This window comes from Ruegeria sp. AF3, from assembly GCF_056536285.1.
This window is the reverse complement of the sequence record NZ_JBQFJM010000001.1, coordinates 2445919-2464370: the sequence shown is the minus strand read 5'-3', so window position 1 is coordinate 2464370 and position 18452 is coordinate 2445919. Positions and strand designations below refer to the sequence as shown.

Here is an 18452-nt window from a genome sequence, read left to right as displayed (position 1 = left end):
TTTTGTATCAAAGCCTGAAAACAGAGAGGCGTCACGTGCCACCGCCCGATGGATGCCCCATTGGGACATCCAAATTCTGTACTCTAAACCGTGCCGCCCAGCGATCCCTCAAGCTCGGCCATTTCCTGACCGCCCGCCATCAGGTCCTGCAACTGCTCTGGCGTGATCTCGCCACGCGTTGCTGTGCCCAGCGTTTTGCCCCGGTTCAAAACGGTGAACCTGTCACCCACCGCCAGCGCATGACGCACGTTGTGGCTGATGAAAACCACGCCGACGCCCTGACTTCGCACCTTGTCGATGGTGGCCAGCACGTTCGAGGTCTGGCGCACACCAAGGGCCGAGGTCGGTTCGTCCAAGATCAGGATCTTGGCACCGAAATACACGGCGCGGGCAATGGCGACGGTCTGCCGTTCCCCCCCAGACAGGGTGCCAACGGCCTGATCCGGCCCACGCAGGTTGATGCCCATCTTGCGCATCTCTTCCATGCAGACCTCATTTGCGTGTTCAACATCGAACCGCTTCAGCAGACCTTTACCCTTGGTCGGCTCGCGCCCCATGAAAAAGTTGCGCGTGACGCTCATCAGCGGGATCATCGCAAGGTCCTGGAACACGGTCGCAATGCCTGCCTCCATCGCATCCCGAGGGGTGTCGAAATGCAGCGGTTTGCCCTCGAAAAAGATCTCGCCCTTGGTGGGTTTATGTACCCCGGACATGGTCTTGATGAAGGTCGACTTGCCCGCGCCGTTATCGCCCAGCAGGCAGTGGCATTCACCCGGCTTAACGTCAAAACTGACGCCCGCCAATGCGATGATGTTGCCAAAGTGCTTCTCGATATCCTTCATTTCCACGATGGGGGCCTGATCGCCTGCCGCATCGCCATGGTGGAACTTGGTATCTTCGGTCATATCAGCGCTCCCCGGTTACGCGTTTGCGGATCGCGTTGTTGAACAGAACGGCAATCAGCAGCATCGCGCCCAGGAACACCTGGAACCAGTCCTGATCGAAATCCGTATAGGTCAGTCCGATGACAACCATGCCAAAGATGATCGAACCAAAGAACGCCCCGATGGCCGAGCCATATCCGCCCGTCAGCAGACAGCCCCCGATCACGGCAGCGATGATCGCCTCGAATTCTTTCTGGAAACCACGCCGTGCGTCGGTCGAGCCCGCGTCGATCACCGTAATGATGGCCACCAGTGCAGCGCAACAGGCGGTCAGCATGAACAGAGACACCTTGATCTTGCTCACGGGAACACCGGAATTCGATGCCGCAGTGCTGTCACCGCCCGCCGCGAAAATCCAGTTCCCCGCCGGGGTTCGCAGCAACACATAGGTGGCGGCCAATGCCAGCACAATGAACCACAGGATTTCGACCGGAACGCCGGGCACCTTGGGTGCTCCGCTTTTGAAGGTGTCGATCATGCCGTTGGCCGCCAGCCAGGCAAACAGGCTGCCAAAGGCTTCACCCGAAAAGAACGGCGCCAGCCAGTCGTTTTCAACCACGTCACGCACACCGCGCAACTGGGTCGACCCTCCGGTCGCCGCTTTGAGGCCAACAAGGGACAAGCCACGCAGAATGAACAGGAAAGCCAGCGTCACGATAAAGGACGGCAGGCCAGATCTTATGACGATATTGCCGTTCACTGCTCCGACGAATGCCGCGAATACAAATGTCATGGGGATCGCAATGATCAGTGGCAGATGCCATGTCACCACGCAGACGCCGAAGAACAGGCCCGCAAACGCCACCATCGATCCGATGGACAGATCAAACTCACCACCGATCATCAAAAGCGCTGCGCCGATTGCCAGAATACCCAGCTGTGCCGCAGGTGTCATGAAATTCATGACCCCGGCCAGGGTAAACATCGAATCGTCTGCTGTGATGGCAAAGAAGATGACCACCAGAACGACACCGGCCATCGCACCGAGTTCGGGCCGTTTCATGAGCTTGGTCATGAAAGGTTCTTTCTTGACCCTTTCGTCCCCGGCGATTTGCGCTGAGTCACTCATCGTTTCCTCCCACTTGGGTGGGAGCGGCGCCACCGCGCCGCCCCGTTTAGTTCAGGTTGCGGTATGGATCAGCGGATGCCCTGCGCGGACAGCTCGATCACCTGCGCGGCCTTGTCCTGAGTGATCAGGTTCGGACCCGAAGGAACGTTGCCACCGGGCATCAGGCCGTATTTGGCGTGCAGGCCCATGAAGTTCACCGACAGATACCCTTGCAGATACTGCTGCTGGTCAATGGCAAAGGCCGCGTCGCCATCCGCAATCGATTGCAGGAAGTTGGCCGACAGGTCGAAGGATGCAACATTCACATCACGGCCCGACGCTTTGACAGCGGCAACAGTCGGCTCACCGGCCGAGCTTGCACCCAGCGCCATGACCGTATCGACGGCTTCGTTTGCAGCCAGAGCAGCCGAGACCTTCGACTCGATTTCCGACGGATCGTTCGAGGTTGGCAGAACTTCGACATTACCGCCAAAGCCTTCCGCGAAACCTGCGCAACGCAGGTCCAGCGCAACGTTGCCCACTTCGTGGTTCACGCAGATCGCGGTTTTACCTCCCATCGAAGCCAGTTGTTCACCTGCAGCTTTCCCAGCGTCAAACTCGTCCTGACCCACGTGCAGCAACGCACCCAGCTGTTTCGACACATCCGATCCCGAGTTGATCGAGATCACCGGGATTCCAGCGGCAACGGCACGTTCGATTGACGGGCCAAGCGCATCCGCATCCGGGATCGAAACGATCAGGCCATCAGGTTCCTGGTTCACCGCTGCGTCGATCAGCTGCGACATGGCCACCATGTCGAAGGTTTCCGGCGCGCGGTATTCCACATTCACACCGACATCCTTGCCAGCCTGTTCAACACCGTTCTTCACGACGTTCCAGAATGCGTCATTGGCCTGGCCATGCGATACGACCACGATGTCCTGCGCAAGAGCGGGCGTAGCCAGGGCCAGTGCCCCCGCGGCAAGTGCACCTTTAACGAATTTCTTCATTTCAGTTTCCTCCCATTGGTTCAGTCTGATCTTCTGTTGGGGTACCGGCCCCAATCATCCGGCTGTGCCGAATCTCAGTGGCTGCGGCGCAGGGCCGAGCTGTCGTTAGTTTGAAGAATTTTGGTCATTTTGCAACCGGTTTCAAAATTTCCTCCATCCGGACGGGCTTTCCCGTCTGCGCTGACAGGGTCGCGGCCTCGGCCATCGCCAGCGCCGCCACACCATCCTGCAACGTGACGGGAACGTTGGAACCGCCGCTGACGGCATCAACAAATGCGGCCCATTCCACGCGATAGGCCGGCATGTAGCGTTCCAGAAAGAAATAAGTCGGCTTTGCGCCCACAACGCCATCTGCCGTCGATTTCACGACGGTGTTTTCCAGCATGTTATGCGCCTGCAACAACCCTTCCGAACCCAGCACCTCGACCCGCTGATCATAGCCATAGGCCGCCCGGCGCGAGTTCTTGATGACCCCAATCCGGCCGTCTGCGTAAGTCATTGTGACCACAGCCGTATCCACATCGCCTGCCGCGCCGATATCCGCATCCACAAGCGACGATCCCACCGCCGTGACGGTCTGAGGCACATCCCCCATCAGAAAGTTCGCCATGTCAAAATCGTGGATCATCATGTCCCGAAACAGTCCTCCGGACACTTTTACATAGCTGACCGGAGGCGGTGCCGGGTCAAATGACGTGATCGACAACAGTTCGGCCTTGCCGATTTCACCTGCGTCCAAACCGGCCTTCAAAGCTGCAAAATTAGGATCGAACCGCCGGTTAAACCCGATCATGACAGGTTTGCCGCGTCCCGCGACGGCTGTCAGACAGTCTTGCGCCCTCTGAAGGCTCAGATCGACGGGCTTTTCGCACAGAACGGCTTTGCCAGCGCCCGTGGCCGCCTCGATCAGGTCGGAATGCGTATCCGTCGGCGTTGCAATCAGAACCGCGTCAATTTCGGGATCAGCGATTATTTCTTCTGAACTGCGTGCCTCGGCCCCATATTCATCCGCGAGGTTGTTCGCCGCTTCGGGCAGCGCATCGGATACGGCACACAACCTGCTCCCCGGATGGGAAGATATGGCCTGCGCATGAACACGCCCAATACGCCCGGCACCCAGCAATCCGACCCTCAACATGCAGCTCTCCCGAATCTTGTTGTTGTGCGTAACAATGATTTTCTTTGCAACCGGTTGCAATATATTTTTTGCATCGCCCCCGGTTTTGCCAGCGGCTCCCGCAGCCTCAACGCGAATACCGCGCAAAAACCCGGTCTGATCTCAACAGGATTACCCCGACCGACACGCATTTTCCGCGCAAATGCCAGCCTACGGGAATCCCCCAATATCGCCGCCCGGTGAATCACGTTAGATTGTACTTAAGGAACACATACTACCACTCTGTGACCCCTTAGAGGGGCTGGCATGACCCCCTCGTCCAGCCCCTCATACCACACCAAACAGCCACAAGATCACATCGCGCCGACCAAAGCAGGCGCATGTCCGGTATTGATCTGGTTTGACAATGGCGATCCCTGAAGGACTCGAACCCTCAACCTGCTGATTAGAAGTCAGCTGCTCTATCCAGTTGAGCTAAGGGACCGCTGCGCCCTTCTTGCGGTTTTTACCCGCGGGGTTCAAGAGGCAAGCGCATGAATGCGCTGTTGGGATCGTCAACATACCCAAAGATAGGCCCGCAATAGGAATATCCCAGCGACTCATACAGCTTGCGGGCGGCATCATATTCGCGAAGATGGCTCGCCCCGGTCTCAAGAACCAAAGCCTCGCACCCCTCTGCGCCAGCCTGTTCAGCCAGATGCACCATCAGCACGCGCGCCAGCCCGCGCCCTCTTGCCTGCGCCAGAATATGCACTGATTTTACTTCGGCGGTTCCATCGGGCAGCGCTTTCAGCGCACCGCATCCCAATGGCTGCTGTCCGTCAAAAATGGCCCAGAACCGCACTCCCGGCCCAGCCAGTGCTTGGGCGTCCATCGTGTGGTTGCTTTCCGCAGGTCCCGCAGTTTCGCCATGGGCAAAATGCGCCTCGACAATCGGGCGCAATACGTCCGATGTCGGGTCAGCCTCGCGGATTTCGATCATTCAGTGCGTCCAGGGGCCACGCCGGTCGGTTGCGAAGTTCTCGCCATAGCCCCGCGCGCGCAGATTGGGCTTGCGCTTGTGCGGCTCGCTGACCTGCGCATCGATACCGTGGGCCTTGGCATAATCCAGCGCCTCTTCCCGCGTGTCGAACTTCAGGCGTACCTGAGCCTGCGTGTCACTGGACGACGTCCAGCCCATCAGCGGATCAACCTCGCGCGCCGAGGCTGGGGCGTATTCCAGAACCCATTTGCGGGTCTTGGCCATCCCCGAGGTCATCGCATTTCTTGCGGGCTGGTAGATCCGTGCGCGCATGTCGCCTCTCCGTACTCACTTGGCTGAGCCCGTTTATGCGTCAGAGCGCGCCCGGGGGCAAGATTGCAATTGTCGCGGCCCTCGCCTGCGAACTCATGCCAGAAACTGTCATCAGGTCGGAATAGGGTCTCGCCAAACATACGCAAGAACAACACGCCGTCTCACCCGTCGCACGGCCTCAGACCGCATAGCGGGCAATGAATCCGGATCGGCCCTTGCAGTTGGACAAAATAAGAACAAATGTAAGGGCCTGACGCCCGGAGCCTACCAATGCCTTACGCCCATTCCGACAAGACCCAACTGACCACCGAAGACGTGCGCGCGCGCCTGAAACTGGAAGGCGGCAAGCAATTCGTGATGCATACCGAATTCAATCCGGCGGGCGATCAGCCCACGGCGATCAGGGAACTGGCGGGCGGCGTGCTGGACGGGGAACGCGATCAGGTGCTGCTGGGCGCGACCGGGACGGGCAAGACCTTCACCATGGCCAAGGTGATTGAAGAAACCCAGCGTCCGGCCATCATCCTCGCCCCCAACAAGACATTGGCGGCGCAGCTATATGGTGAGTTCAAGGGCTTCTTCCCCGAAAACTCGGTGGAATATTTCGTATCCTATTACGACTATTACCAACCCGAAGCCTATGTGCCGCGCTCTGACACCTACATAGAAAAAGAATCCCAGATCAACGAACAGATCGACCGGATGCGCCACTCGGCCACGCGGGCGTTGCTGGAACGCGATGACGTGATCATCGTCGCCTCGGTCAGCTGCATCTACGGTATCGGCTCGGTCGAAACCTACGGGGCGATGACGCAGGATCTGAAGGTCGGTCACGAATACGACCAGCGGCAGGTGATGGCCGATCTGGTGGCCCAGCAATACCGCCGTAACGATCAGGGGTTTCAGCGCGGCTCGTTCCGGGTGCGGGGCGACAGTTTGGAAATCTGGCCCGCCCACCTCGAAGACCGCGCCTGGAAACTGTCCTTCTTCGGCGAGGAACTGGAACAGGTCACCGAATTCGACCCGCTGACCGGTGAAAAAACCGACACGATGGACCATATCCGGGTCTATGCGAATTCCCACTACGTGACGCCGAAACCGACGATGCAGCAGGCGATCATCGGGATCAAAAAAGAACTGCGGATGCGCCTCGACCAGCTGGTCGGCGAAGGCAAACTGCTCGAGGCGCAGCGGCTGGAACAGCGCACCAATTTCGATCTGGAAATGCTCGAGGCCACCGGCGTCTGCAACGGGATCGAGAACTATTCGCGCTATCTGACCGGCCGCGCACCGGGCGAGCCGCCCCCGACCCTGTTCGAATTCATCCCCGACAACGCCATCGTCTTTGCCGACGAATCCCATGTCAGCGTACCGCAGATCGGCGGCATGTACCGGGGCGACTATCGGCGCAAGTTCACGCTGGCCGAACACGGGTTCCGCCTGCCGTCCTGCATGGACAACCGGCCTTTGAAGTTCGAGGAATGGGATGCCATGCGCCCGCAATCCGTCTTCGTCTCGGCCACCCCCGCCGCGTGGGAGCTCGACCAGACCGGCGGCGTCTTCACCGAACAGGTGATCCGCCCCACCGGCCTGCTGGACCCGCAGGTCGAAATCCGCCCCGTGTCGATGCAGGTCGACGACCTGCTGGACGAGGTGCGCAAGGTCGCCGCCGATGGCTATCGCACGCTGGTCACAACGCTGACGAAACGCATGGCCGAGGATCTGACCGAATACCTGCACGAACAGGGCATCAAGGTGCGCTACATGCATTCCGATATCGACACGCTGGAACGGATCGAGATTCTGCGCGACCTGCGTCTGGGCGCCTTCGACGTGCTGGTCGGCATCAACCTGCTGCGTGAAGGGCTCGACATTCCCGAATGCGGGCTGGTCGCCATTCTGGACGCCGACAAGGAAGGCTTTCTGCGGTCCGAGACCTCGCTGGTCCAGACCATTGGCCGCGCCGCGCGCAACGCCGATGGCCGGGTGATCATGTATGCCGACAAGATCACCGGTTCGATGGAACGCGCGCTGGCCGAAACCGACCGCCGCCGCGCCAAGCAGATGGCCTATAACGTGGAACACGGCATCACGCCCGCGACCGTGAAAAAGAATGTCGAGGATGTTCTGGCCGGGCTGTATGCGGGCGACGTGGACATGAACCGCGTCACCGCCACCATCGACAAACCGATGCACGGCGCCAACCTCGAGGCGCATCTGAACGGGCTGCGCGACCAGATGCGCAAAGCCGCCGAGAACCTGGAGTTTGAAGAGGCCGCCAATATCCGGGATGAAATCAAACGCCTGGAAGCGGTCGATCTGGCCATCGCCGACGACCCCATGGCCCGCCAATGGGCGGTCGAGAAAGCCTCGGAGGACGCGGTGAAATCGCGTGGGCGGTCTACGGCTGGTCGGCCGGGGCAAAGGGGTGGGAATGTGAAGCGGAGGAAGCGGTAGGTTTAAACGCAACTGATGGTTGCAATTTGCCTAAAAGCAAGAAATCTATCTTCTTAGACAATCGGTTTAGGAAAGTTTTTTGATCACGCTTCTTATTGCAGTTGGGCTGCTCGGAACCATTTCACTCCTATCAATGGTTTGGGTATGGGTAAGTGTGCTCGCAGGATGGCGCGAAGCGTCGCCCGGCAGAAGTTTGTCAATGCTATGGTTCGTGCTCCTTTTGATGATCATCTGGGGACTTGGAGTAGATTCGGGCGTCGGTAGCTCACCAGTGCTGGCACTCACTATTTGGCCCGCCGCAGTCCTGTTTTTTCTAGGAACCGCTTTAACCGCGAGACTTTTCATTTTTATCATTGCGGCGTTGATGTTGCTGGTTTTGGTAGCCGCAGCCGCTTTGATCATGCCGGGCAAAGCAAAAGTGCCGATTATAATTGTTGGCGCAATGCTTACAGTGATAGGTCCGGTCGCGTTGCAAAACCTGCAAGTGCAATGGCAAATGAAAAGATATGCGAAAGCATCCGAGTTACGCATCATAGAACGTTCGTCATTGTTCAAGTCCATTCGAGTGCGCTCCGACAATTACCAGCCCCCACATGGCGTAGCCTGTGACAGCGAGAATTGGCCGTTTCTTTGGAGTTATCGACACAGAGACTGGATCGCACTGCCGTCCAACACCCGTTACGGCGGTGATACTAAGGAAAGAGTTATGAGCGTTTGCCTGAGTAGGTAGGTCACATCCCACACTCCACCCTTGCACCCCGCTCCACCCTCCTCCACGTTTGAAATCACAAATTGTGTTTCCAAGCGGTTGCCATGACGAACCCGAACACCCTGGCCAGACCGCATGAGGTCCAAATCGCTGTTCTCTCCAACTAAAAGAAAGGGCGGGAACCCCCGCCCGAACCGTTACCCCTTATCCCAATGGGCAATCACGTCGTACCCAACCGGCGTCGGCGGGCCTTCCATGAATTCAGCGAAATGGCCCCACAGCTCGGCCACTTTGGGCGCATTCGCGTTCGAGGTCGCTTCGCTTTCGACAACCGAGATCACATAGCCCGAACCATCCTCGTTCATCACATTGGTAAAACTGTGCATGCCGGGCATACCCATGATGTCGGATTTCAATTCATTCATCTTCGCCGTCGCCGCCTCGCGCGTACCGGGCTTCATTTTGTATTGGGTAATTCGTGCAAACATCACTATCCTCCGTCGTCTGGCAAAATTGCCATGTAACACGGCCGGAACGGCCCCGCCGCGCGTACCCTAGCACGACGGTCCGAAATCTCGCATTGATACCGGCGATTTGCGCCGATTTTCAACCATACACCGCACTGCATCCGGGCGGCTGTCCCTTCAGGGTTGCAGCCTCGCCCCCAGTGCGGTTGTTTTTGCACCGATGGATGCTTGATCCCAATCAATGTCGAAACGCGAATGCGTCGGCAAAGTGGGTCCCATGCAAACACAGAACCCAACCGGAATTGACGCCTACAAACCCGCCCAGATCGCCGAGCTGGTTGAAACCGCCGGTGTTGCCAAGGCACATCTCACGGTCAGCCAGACACTGACTCTGGCGATTCTCGCGGGCGTGTTCATCGGCTTCGGCGGGGCCGCCTATACCATGGTCATGACCGGCGTTGACCCGGGGTTTGGACCAGCCCGGTTTCTGGGTGGGGTCGTGTTCTCGCTGGGCCTGATCCTTGTGGTCGTCGGCGGGGCCGAGCTGTTCACCGGAAATGCCCTGATGACCATCGCGGCGGTGGACCGGAAAATCTCGCCGCGCGCCCTGCTGCGCAACTGGGGCCTCGTGTATCTCGGGAATTTGGCCGGGGCCATCGCGCTGGCTCTGGCCTTCGCTGCAACCGGTTTGCTGGACGGGCCCATGGGGGCCACCGCATCAGCAATCGCAAATGGCAAGGCCGACCTCTCGGCCACCCAAGCCTTTACGCGCGGCGTTCTGTGCAACGCGCTGGTCTGCCTTGCCGTCTGGCTGAGCTTCGCGGCCAGATCGGTGGTGGGCAAGGTCATGGCGGTACTCTGGCCCATTGCAGCATTTGTCCTGTTGGGGCTCGAGCATTCCGTCGCCAATATGTACCTGCTGCCGCAGGGCGCGCTTGCGGGTGCCGACCTCGGTTTTGGCGCGGCCATGGGTAACCTCTTCTGGGTCACGATCGGCAATATTGTCGGCGGCGCAGGCGGCGTCGCGCTTGCCTATCGCTTTGCCTATCTGCGCAATACGCCCGGCTGAGCACGCGGTTTATCAGGTTTAGGGCAGGGATATCCCCACACTCCACCCTTGCACCCCGCCCCACCCTCCTCCACGTTTGAAATCACAAATTGTGATTCCAAACGGCTGCCATGACGAACCCGAAAAACCTGCCCAGCTCGCATGAGGTCCAAAGTGCCATTCACAGGGTGCGCGGCACCCGCGTGGTGCTGGCCGAGGATCTGGCGCAGTTCTACGGAAAATCCGTCAGTGCCTTCAATCAGGCCGTCTCGCGCAACACCAACCTGTTCGAAGGCTACCGCTTTCAGCTTTCCGATGCCGAGGTTGCCGATTTGCAATCACAGAATGTGATTTCAAAACCCAAAGGCCGCGGCGGGCGGCGGGTCAATCCGTGGGTCTATACCGATTACGGCGTGGCCATCGCCTCGGCCCTGTTCAAGGACCCGCGCGCGATCAAGATCACGCGGATGATCACCGAAGCCTTTGTCGATGGCGCGAACGCCCTGGCCGAGACCCCGCGCAGCGTGCCGGAAATCCTGCCCCCCGAACAGGCCCCTGCCCCGCTGCTGCCCAATGGCGACCAACTGCGCGAACTGGCTGAAAACATCCTCGATTCCGGCCAGCAGAGCCTTGTCGATTACATCGCCAACCCCACCACCAAACGCCAACAGGCCGTGGCGGTGATCATGAAGACGCTGGCCGAAACCGCCGGGGAAGAGGTCCGCACTCAACAGGAACGCCTGCGCCTGCGTATCGCCGAACGGCTGGCCACCGGCGATTATGCCAGTGACGACGACCGCAAAGGGTTGTTGGAATTGCTACAGGCGATGAAAGGTTAGCCCTTTCCCGCCCCGAGAATTCAGGGGCGCACGAACTTGGCGCTTCCCACCGACCGTTCGCGCGGCTTCGGCTGGTCCTGTGCCTGCACGGTGGTCGCGCGTGGCAGCTCCAGCTCGGCATACCCGCAGGCCACCCCGTCACCATCCGGGTCGTTGCGCTCATGATAGCCCGGCTGCCCTGCGCGGAATGGCCCGATCCCCATGGCCTGTGTCGCATCACATCCCGCCAGCGCGATCAGGTGGATCACCGCCTCGTCCCGCTCATAGCCCGAGGTGCGCAGAAAGACGCCCGTGGCAATCAGCGCGGTCGTCAGCGGCAGCAGCAGAACCATGACCAGTATCCGCAGCGGGGACAGCGCCTGCCGCCGCGCCGCCTCGGCGCGCTGGTGTCGTTTGGCCGAGCGCGGGTTCAGATCAGGTGCTTCCTGCGTTGGTTTCTTGAACAACATGCCCAGACCCATAAGGGCAATATGTGGCAAAGCCGAGGCAACACAGTTCCACCGGGTTCAAAAAATCTGGCCCGGCCCGAAACCGCCGCCCGCACAGGCACAACGCGGCTTACTGTCAGTGATGCCCGGCCGTCACCGGACCACATGCACCGCGCAAGGGGCGTGGCGCACAATATGGGACGCGGTGGATCCCAGCAGCAGATCCTGCATCCCCGGCCGGTGCGAGGCCACGATGATCAGGTCCGGGTGATGCGCCTCGGCCCAGTCCAGAATGGTCCGGCCGGAATGCCCTTCGATCACGACGCCCGTGGCATTCGGCAATTGCGACGCCAGCGTATCAAGCTCTGACTGAATCGCCTTTCGGGCCTCGGTCAGATATTCGGACGGCATGTACGAGATTGCATAATTTGGAATATGCTCAACCACATGCAGCAATGTGACCTGCGCGTCCGGCGTGGCCAGAACCCGGGCCAGTTTCAACGGCCCGGACGTGTCTCTTTCAGCATCGAAAGAGATCGGAACGAGAATGTTGTGATACATAGCATGCGCCTCCGTTTTGCAGGCTTACTTTGAAACAGACATGCACGGCGGGCTTTGATTCAGGTCAGGTAGAGCCAAATGTCTCTGCAACGTCATACATGACCGGCTCAAAGCTCTTGCACAGCTCGTTGATCTTGCGGTTGCGGTCGCGCATCTCGGCGGTCCGCAGCATGGCCAGGAAATCCTCGCGGCGTTGCCATTGCGAATAGTTGGCAATCCGGGTTTGCGCATCATTCACATGAAGCCCGGCAGAAACAAAGCCGGGCTGCTTCGAGATGAACTCGGAATAGGCGTCGGTCAGCGCCTCCAAAAGGTCCTGACAGGTGCCGGGCGTCATTTCAAACGTGGTGATAACTGTCTGAACACTGGCGTTTTTGGCGATTTTCGGCATCGGGATTCTCCATTTCTTTCCCCAAGCCTAGCACATCAGATTGAAACGTCGCCTATTTCCTTGCCGCTGCGCCAATCCGCGCTTTTCTGCGCCCGTTTGTCAGGCGGCTGGCCACCCGGTATGGGCGACCAGCCGCTGTTTCAACGCTCCATGCGCATCGTGACCGAGACTTCGCCTTTCAGGTGATCCGGCCAGCGCAGAATAAGACTGTCACCACTGGCCCCCTGTTCGGTCAAAACATGAGGGACCGAATAGACAAGGTTGTTGAACACCCCGGTCAGCGACCCGATGGCAGTGACCCCATCGCAGCCGCGCGCCTTGCCGCCAAATGGCAATTCCCCGTTTGCCGAAACAGACCAGACATTCGCGACCGAGTTCTGCTGGCTGCGGACGCGCAGCGGGTTCGATGATCTCTTGGCAATCCCGTGATAGGTATTGTTCTCGTAGGTCACGTTCGAATGCCTGTTATTGTCCAGATCGGCAAAAGATGTATCGACCCGTTCCGCCCGATCAATCGAACCGCTGGTGGCACGGAACTTGTTGCCGGTCACCGTCACGCCATTCAGGTAATGGCCAGCGCCATAGGGGCGGATGATAATATAGCTGAACCAGGCCGGTGCATCGCTCGAGAAAAAGATATTGTCCGTGATGCTCATCGAACTGAACGAAAACCCGCTGGTATAGGTGGGCGCCGCATCCCGTTCATTGGTCCATTCGATAAAGCAGTTGTCGACATAGTTCTCGGCAATGGTCGAGGTGTTGTAGGTGCCGATCATGATCAGCCCTGCGGTACGGACCCCCTGCGGGATGCCGTCGCCCTGAAAGAAATGGTTGCCCAGAACCAAGTTGGTACCGCCGCCCAGAACGGCAAAATGCTTGAACCGCACCGCCTGATTGTGACGCAGCTTCACATCGTTCGAGTTGGTGTTCAGCCCGATGGAATTCCGGTCCGTCACGTCAAGCGCTTCTTCTGAGGACAAGAACTGGCAATTGTCGATCAGCAGCCCCTTGCACCCCGTCGCGGTCGAGGTCAGGCCCCGATCCTTCGGGCGACTGATAAAACAGTCTTTCAACGAAAACGTACTGCCCGAGGCCGCCAGACGAATACCGCTGCACCGGCTGTTGCACTGAAACTCGATCTGTTCCATGCCGAATTTCCGCAACGTATCGAAACCGCTGAAATCCAGCAGGTATTTGAACGACTGAAAGGTAAAGGTCTGGGTACCGGCGGCGTCATAGATGGGTGCACTCAGGGTTATCTCACCGGCACCTATGTTTTTCGAGCGCACGTAAACCTCACGCCCGACACCACTGCCTTCAACCAGCGATCCCACGGGAATATTGGCCACATTGGCGACATTGGTCAGGCGTGTCTTGTCCGACGGGTCATAGGTGGCGACAGAGGTGAAGGTTTCGGTGTCCCAGGCGGTACCGCTTTTGACATCGAACTGCCCGTTGCGGATCACGCGGCGCGTGGAAAAGCCGCTTTGCTTGTTGGGAACCGCAGCGGCCATGTCGATTGGCGCGGAAACGGAAATCTTGCGCCCGCCAAGATCCAGCGAGTCGTGGTCCGAGTTGTTCAGCAGCGCCTGAAACGCCTTCTTGAAGGCCAGCTCCTCATCTCCGAACGCCTCGATATATGCGGGCAGATGGAAATCCTTGGTCAGCAACAGCATCTTGTCATCCGGCATGGTGACGGTGCCTTCGAATTCAATCTCCGCATCGATGCTGGTGTTTTCCGCAAGGTGATAGGTGCCTTGCGGAACAAAGACCCGGCGGCCACCGGCCGCCTGATCCGCCGCCTCAAACGCAACCGAGTCATCCGTCACACCGTCACCAACGGCACCAAAGTCTCGCACATCGACCAGGCTGATCATCTCGCGCAGAAAGAACCCGGTGACATCGGTGATCTCAAGATCATCGACACGCACCAGCGCGCCGTTGGCCCCTTCGATATCCAGGCCGAAATGCCCGTAAAGGGCGGCAAGCCCCCAGGACATGTCCACGCCCGGGCGCTGGCCGGTGCCGACAATCGCGGTGATCTCGTGTACCGTGCCATAGCCCGACAGCTGGGTGGCAGGCCCCTGTTCCACAAGACCGGCCACATGCACATCACCCGCGCCACCGGCCCAGGCTGCGATGCGCACCGACGGCAACGGGCCACTGATCGCCTTGACCCGGGCTTTGATCTGCAAATAGCAACCGGGCAGGATCGGCGTCTGCCCCATGTAACGCAATTGCTGCGTTGTGTTGACCTTCAGGATTTCAAGACAACCGGCAAAATCCGCATCCGCCGGAACAAATACGCCCGTGCCGGACCCGCCATATGTGGGCGATCCGGGTGTTCCGTCCCCCGCAGACCAAACCGTCAGACCATTCGCGAATTGAGGCGGCATGAACACGATGCCGTCGGTGATTGCCTTGTTCATTGAAAACCCTTTCCCAATCGCGTCGCGCAAATCCGGCGACGCGTCCAAACCCCGTGTTCAGGTCCGCCCCGAACGCGACAGTCTGGATATCGAAAAGGAATTAATCACGGCTCATATCACCGTGACGGTGGTGTTGCCTCAGGCCGCAGGGTCAGCGGCACCCAACAGTTGCACCCCGTTGATCTTCCAGCCTTCCGTCAGCGGGATCATCTGATAGTCCAGAAGATGCACCCGCCCGTTACCGTCCGTAATCATCACCTTCTGCCACAGCGCGCCATCAACCTCGCGCAGTTCCAGAAAACGCACATCGGCAGGACGCCAGACCATGGGATAGCCATTGCGCACCATCGCGCCGAAATTGTCGGGGTTTCGAAACAGACGCTGGATGCTGGGGCTGGCAAAGGTGAAGGCGGTCGCAAAGTCATCCGCCCGGAAGGCCTGTATCTGCGCCGCGATATTGGCCTCGATCTCGGCACTCTGCGCAAACGCGCCCGACGCCAGCCCGGCGCTCAGGGATAATGCAAGCAATAATCGACGCATGGGGCCACCTCCTGTGCCAAGGATAGCCCCATGCCGGTTCAGGTCAAATCAGACCAGCTCTCCGGCCAGTGCCTTGTCGATCAGCGCGATGGTCTCGGGCACGCCGTAAAGCGCGATAAAACCCCCGAAGCGCGGCCCTTGCGAGGCCCCCAGCAGCACCTCATAAAGCGCCGAGAACCATCCTTTCATCGGATCAAACCGCTCGCGGCCGATGGCATAGACCACCGATTGCAACGCTTCATCCTCGGTCGGGCCATCATACGCCTCAAGCGCCGCTTTCAGCGCTTCCAGCGCCTCGCGCTCCTGATCCGTCGGCGCGCGATGCTTGCGCGTCGGCTTGACGAAATCGTTGAAGTACCGCACGGCGAAACCAGCAGCCTTGTCCAGATCGGGATGGCTCTCTGCCGTTGCCTCGGGCGCATAGCGGCGAATAAAGCCCCACAGCGCCTCCTTGTCTTCGGCACCGGAAACCGATGCCAGATTCAGCAGCATCGCAAAGGGAACGATCAGGGTCGATTCCGGCACGTCGCCGCCGTGAATATGCCAGACCGGGTTGTTCAACTGGGCCTTCAGGTCCTGCCCCGGATAGGCGCGCAGCTGCTGATGATACTCATCATAGGCTTTCGGGATCACGTCGAAATGCATCCGCTTGGCCGTCTTGGGCTTTTGGTACATGAAATAAGCCAGCGACTCGGTCGGCGCATAGGTCAGCCATTCGTCAATCGACACACCATTGCCCGACGATTTCGAAATCTTCTGTCCGTTCTCGTCCAGAAACAGCTCATAGCTGAAATGCTCGGGCGCGCGGCCACCCAAGGCCCGGCAGATCCCGTCATAGATCTTTTCGTTGGTCGCGTGTTCCTTGCCGTACATCTCGAAATCAACGCCCAGTGCCGCCCAGCGCGCCCCGAAATCCGGCTTCCATTGCAGCTTCACGTTGCCGCCGGTGACGGGAACGGTCCATTCCTTGCCGTCTTCATCATCGAAGGTAACGGTATAGGTTTCGGCGCAGACCTTTTTCATCGGCACATACAGAACCCGCCCGGTTTCCGGGTGGATCGGCAGGAAGATCGAATAGGTCTGCTGGCGTTCTTCCCGCAGGCTTTTCAACATGATGGCCATCACGTCGTCGTAGCGTTCAACCGCACGCTTCAGAATCTCGTCGAACTGGCCCGAGCGATAAAAGTCGCGTGCCGAGTAGAACTCGTATTCGAACCCGAAGGTATCAAGGAACCGGCGCAACATCGCGTTGTTGTGTTCGCCAAAGCTGTCAAATTCGCCAAACGGATCAGGAACCGAGGTCAGCGGGCGCTGCAAATGCTCTTCCAGCGCCTCGGGGTTCGGCACGTTGCTGGGAACCTTGCGCATCCCGTCCAGATCGTCCGAAAAACAGATCAGCTTGGTCGGGATATCCGACAGCGCTTCAAAGGCGCGCTTGACCATTGTGGTCCGCGCCACCTCGCCGAACGTGCCGATATGCGGCAGGCCCGACGGGCCGTATCCGGTTTCAAACAGCACATACCCCTTTTCCGGAGCACCTTTCTGATAGCGTTTAAGCAACCGGCGCGCCTCTTCAAAGGGCCAGGCCTTGGACGACATCGCGGTTTCGCGCAGTTCAGACATTTCAATGTGCTCCATTGGGGAAACGGTCGCGGCTGCACCACGCAACCCGACCGGCTCCTCCTATTGTGCCAGTGCAGCATGAGTCAATAAAGCACCCGTGTTTTAACTGCCCGGAACCCGTGGAAAACCGCCTTGTCACGGGGTTTTGCCGCTAAATGACTGTACTGCCCGCCCTCAGCCTCTGATCCACGCCCGGAGCGTCCGCAATCCCGTACCGGTTTTTCCATCCGCAAGCCTTACTCCAGCCACACTCATAAGATGGGTTTGGCGCGCGAAACATAAAAGACACGGGCGACAGGCTTTGACCTGACCCGGATATTTCACGTGTTTGCATTGCGGTGCTACGATGGAAAGACGCCGGGAAACCTCCCCGGACCAAAGGAAACGAGATGCGACGCGAAACCACCAACCTGATCCGCTTTGTGCTCGAGGATATCGTCCCGCCGATCCTTCGCGACAGCGCCGCTTTTCACTGGCTTGCGCGCCGTGTCTGGGGGGAACACATTACCCGGCTGGCAGCGTTCCGCGAACGCGCGCCTTTTCTGACGGACGAAGAATACGAAACGCTCTACCGGGAACACCCGCGCGTGCATGATGGTACTGACAATTCCGACGCCTGCATTGACCGGATCGCCAGCGACATTGTTGGCAACAGCATCTGCGACGTCGGCTGCGGCACCGGGGCTCTGCTGCAACGCATCCGCGCCCTGCGCCTGGACATCACGGCCATGACCGGTGTCGATTTCGTTATCGATGACGCTGAAGCCATCGAAAACATCAGATATGTTGCCGCCCGGATCGAAGACCTGCCTTTTGAGGATAACAGTTTCGACACGGTCATCTGCACCCATGTGATCGAACATCTGCTGGATTACCGCCGTGCCATCGCTGAATTGCGCCGGGTCGCGCGCAAGCGGGTTATCATCGTGGTCCCGCGCGAACGGGAATATCGCTACAGCTTCAACCCGCATTTCAATTTCTTTCCCTACACCCACAGCTTTCTGCGCGCCGTGCATCCCAGCCCCAGCCTTCACACCTGCGAGGATATCGGGCGTGACATCTATTACTGCGAGGATCGACCGGCCGAGGAATCCACCGGAAAGCCCCTCAAGGATCAGGCTGCATGAGCGCAACCGCACCCACAGCACTGGTCTGGACCGGGCTGCTTCTGACACCTGTCATGATTTCGGTCGGACAGGTATTGTTCAAACTCGCTGGCGGGCGGATCGAGGGTCGCACCGCGACCGGTGCGATGGGGCTGTTGCATACCCTGCTCGACCCTTTCTTGCTCGTCGCGCTGGCGATTTACGGCACTGCAACGATACTCTGGATTTACGTCCTCAGGCATGTGCCGCTGTCGCAGGCCTATCCGTTCATGGCCCTCAGCTTTGTCTTGGTCCCCCTCGCCTCGTGGCTGTTCTTCGGGGAAACGCTGGGGCTGCGCTATTGGATCGGGGCGGGCCTTTTGCTCAGCGGTATGGCGATTATGAACACCTGACCGGTTCAACCTGCCGCACAGTTGGGGCAAAACAAGATGTTGAACCTGC

At 59.1% G+C, this 18452-nt stretch carries 20 protein-coding genes and 1 tRNA gene; 7 read left to right on the top strand and 14 right to left on the bottom strand.

Features of this window, described 5'->3' with window-relative positions; genetic code table 11:
• Positions 1–83: 83 nt before the first annotated feature.
• The 4 genes from ACR3FC_RS12440 to iolG form a co-directional block, all read right to left on the bottom strand.
• On the bottom strand, positions 84–905 hold the full coding sequence (locus ACR3FC_RS12440; RefSeq protein ID WP_480475274.1) for an ATP-binding cassette domain-containing protein: 822 nt from the start codon (positions 903–905) through the stop codon (positions 84–86).
• Position 906: 1 nt separating this feature from the next.
• A complete protein-coding gene (locus ACR3FC_RS12435) occupies positions 907–2013 on the bottom strand; it encodes an ABC transporter permease (RefSeq protein WP_480475272.1) in 1107 nt (368 codons plus the stop codon).
• 68 nt (positions 2014–2081) lie between these two features.
• Positions 2082–3002 (bottom strand): sugar ABC transporter substrate-binding protein, encoded by a 921-nt coding sequence (locus ACR3FC_RS12430; RefSeq protein WP_267364100.1) that lies wholly within the window; start codon positions 3000–3002, stop codon positions 2082–2084.
• A 124-nt stretch (positions 3003–3126) separates the two neighbouring features.
• A complete protein-coding gene (gene iolG, locus ACR3FC_RS12425) occupies positions 3127–4140 on the bottom strand; it encodes an inositol 2-dehydrogenase (protein ID WP_480475270.1) in 1014 nt (337 codons plus the stop codon).
• Here iolG and ACR3FC_RS12420 point away from each other — a divergent pair.
• Positions 4093–4362, top strand: coding sequence for a hypothetical protein (locus ACR3FC_RS12420; RefSeq protein ID WP_480476954.1), 270 nt, complete (start codon positions 4093–4095; stop codon positions 4360–4362). The two genes, iolG and ACR3FC_RS12420, sit on opposite strands and share 48 nt — an antisense overlap.
• Positions 4363–4526: 164 nt before the next feature.
• On the opposite strand, the gene ACR3FC_RS12415 is transcribed toward ACR3FC_RS12420, so the two are convergent.
• From ACR3FC_RS12415 to ACR3FC_RS12405, 3 genes are all read right to left on the bottom strand, one after another.
• Positions 4527–4603 (bottom strand) — tRNA-Arg (locus ACR3FC_RS12415).
• Positions 4604–4624: 21 nt separating this feature from the next.
• A complete protein-coding gene (locus ACR3FC_RS12410) occupies positions 4625–5101 on the bottom strand; it encodes a GNAT family N-acetyltransferase (protein WP_480475268.1) in 477 nt (158 codons plus the stop codon).
• The gene (locus ACR3FC_RS12405; protein ID WP_209507877.1) at positions 5102–5413 is read right to left on the bottom strand and encodes an ETC complex I subunit; all 312 of its coding nucleotides are present in this window, start codon (positions 5411–5413) and stop codon (positions 5102–5104) included.
• A 270-nt stretch (positions 5414–5683) separates the two neighbouring features.
• On the opposite strand from ACR3FC_RS12405, the gene uvrB reads away from it, so the two are divergent.
• A complete protein-coding gene (gene uvrB / locus ACR3FC_RS12400) occupies positions 5684–7870 on the top strand; it encodes an excinuclease ABC subunit UvrB (protein ID WP_480475266.1) in 2187 nt (728 codons plus the stop codon).
• Positions 7871–7949: 79 nt separating this feature from the next.
• The gene (locus ACR3FC_RS12395; RefSeq protein WP_480475264.1) at positions 7950–8600 is read left to right on the top strand and encodes a hypothetical protein; all 651 of its coding nucleotides are present in this window, start codon (positions 7950–7952) and stop codon (positions 8598–8600) included.
• A 176-nt stretch (positions 8601–8776) separates the two neighbouring features.
• Here the strand turns inward: ACR3FC_RS12395 and ACR3FC_RS12390 are convergent, their stop codons facing one another.
• Entirely contained in the window at positions 8777–9067 is a 291-nt protein-coding gene (locus ACR3FC_RS12390) for an antibiotic biosynthesis monooxygenase family protein (RefSeq protein ID WP_209507883.1), read from the bottom strand.
• A 256-nt stretch (positions 9068–9323) separates the two neighbouring features.
• Here ACR3FC_RS12390 and ACR3FC_RS12385 point away from each other — a divergent pair, with 256 nt between their 5' ends.
• Together ACR3FC_RS12385 and ACR3FC_RS12380 are read left to right on the top strand one after the other, a co-directional pair.
• A complete protein-coding gene (locus tag ACR3FC_RS12385; protein WP_480475262.1) occupies positions 9324–10115 on the top strand; it encodes a formate/nitrite transporter family protein in 792 nt (263 codons plus the stop codon).
• Positions 10116–10225: 110 nt separating this feature from the next.
• The gene (locus tag ACR3FC_RS12380) at positions 10226–10933 is read left to right on the top strand and encodes an ORF6N domain-containing protein (protein WP_480475260.1); all 708 of its coding nucleotides are present in this window, start codon (positions 10226–10228) and stop codon (positions 10931–10933) included.
• 20 nt (positions 10934–10953) lie between these two features.
• Here ACR3FC_RS12380 and ACR3FC_RS12375 read toward each other — a convergent pair whose 3' ends face one another.
• The 6 genes from ACR3FC_RS12375 to ACR3FC_RS12350 all read right to left on the bottom strand — a co-directional run bounded on the left by ACR3FC_RS12375 (position 10954) and on the right by ACR3FC_RS12350 (position 16905).
• Positions 10954–11412, bottom strand: a complete 459-nt coding sequence (locus tag ACR3FC_RS12375; RefSeq protein ID WP_480475258.1) for an excalibur calcium-binding domain-containing protein — start codon at positions 11410–11412, stop codon at positions 10954–10956.
• A 102-nt stretch (positions 11413–11514) separates the two neighbouring features.
• Positions 11515–11922 carry a universal stress protein gene (locus tag ACR3FC_RS12370; protein ID WP_480475256.1) on the bottom strand — a complete coding sequence of 136 codons (408 nt, stop codon included), beginning with the start codon at positions 11920–11922 and terminating at the stop codon, positions 11515–11517.
• A 64-nt stretch (positions 11923–11986) separates the two neighbouring features.
• Complete coding sequence (locus ACR3FC_RS12365) at positions 11987–12313, bottom strand: antibiotic biosynthesis monooxygenase family protein (RefSeq protein ID WP_480475254.1); 327 nt, start codon at positions 12311–12313, stop codon at positions 11987–11989.
• A 140-nt stretch (positions 12314–12453) separates the two neighbouring features.
• Entirely contained in the window at positions 12454–14742 is a 2289-nt protein-coding gene (locus tag ACR3FC_RS12360; protein WP_480475252.1) for a glycosyl hydrolase family 28-related protein, read from the bottom strand.
• Positions 14743–14880: 138 nt separating this feature from the next.
• Positions 14881–15282 carry a DUF4864 domain-containing protein gene (locus ACR3FC_RS12355; protein ID WP_480475250.1) on the bottom strand — a complete coding sequence of 134 codons (402 nt, stop codon included), beginning with the start codon at positions 15280–15282 and terminating at the stop codon, positions 14881–14883.
• Between the two features lie 48 nt (positions 15283–15330).
• Entirely contained in the window at positions 15331–16905 is a 1575-nt protein-coding gene (locus ACR3FC_RS12350; protein ID WP_480475248.1) for a lysine--tRNA ligase, read from the bottom strand.
• Between the two features lie 389 nt (positions 16906–17294).
• Between ACR3FC_RS12350 and ACR3FC_RS12345 the strand changes: the two genes are divergently transcribed.
• Positions 17295–18032, top strand: coding sequence for a class I SAM-dependent methyltransferase (locus ACR3FC_RS12345; RefSeq protein ID WP_480475246.1), 738 nt, complete (start codon positions 17295–17297; stop codon positions 18030–18032).
• Complete coding sequence (locus ACR3FC_RS12340) at positions 18029–18403, top strand: EamA family transporter (RefSeq protein ID WP_480475244.1); 375 nt, start codon at positions 18029–18031, stop codon at positions 18401–18403. The genes ACR3FC_RS12345 and ACR3FC_RS12340 overlap by 4 nt, the downstream gene beginning before the upstream one ends.
• Positions 18404–18452: the final 49 nt, after the last annotated feature.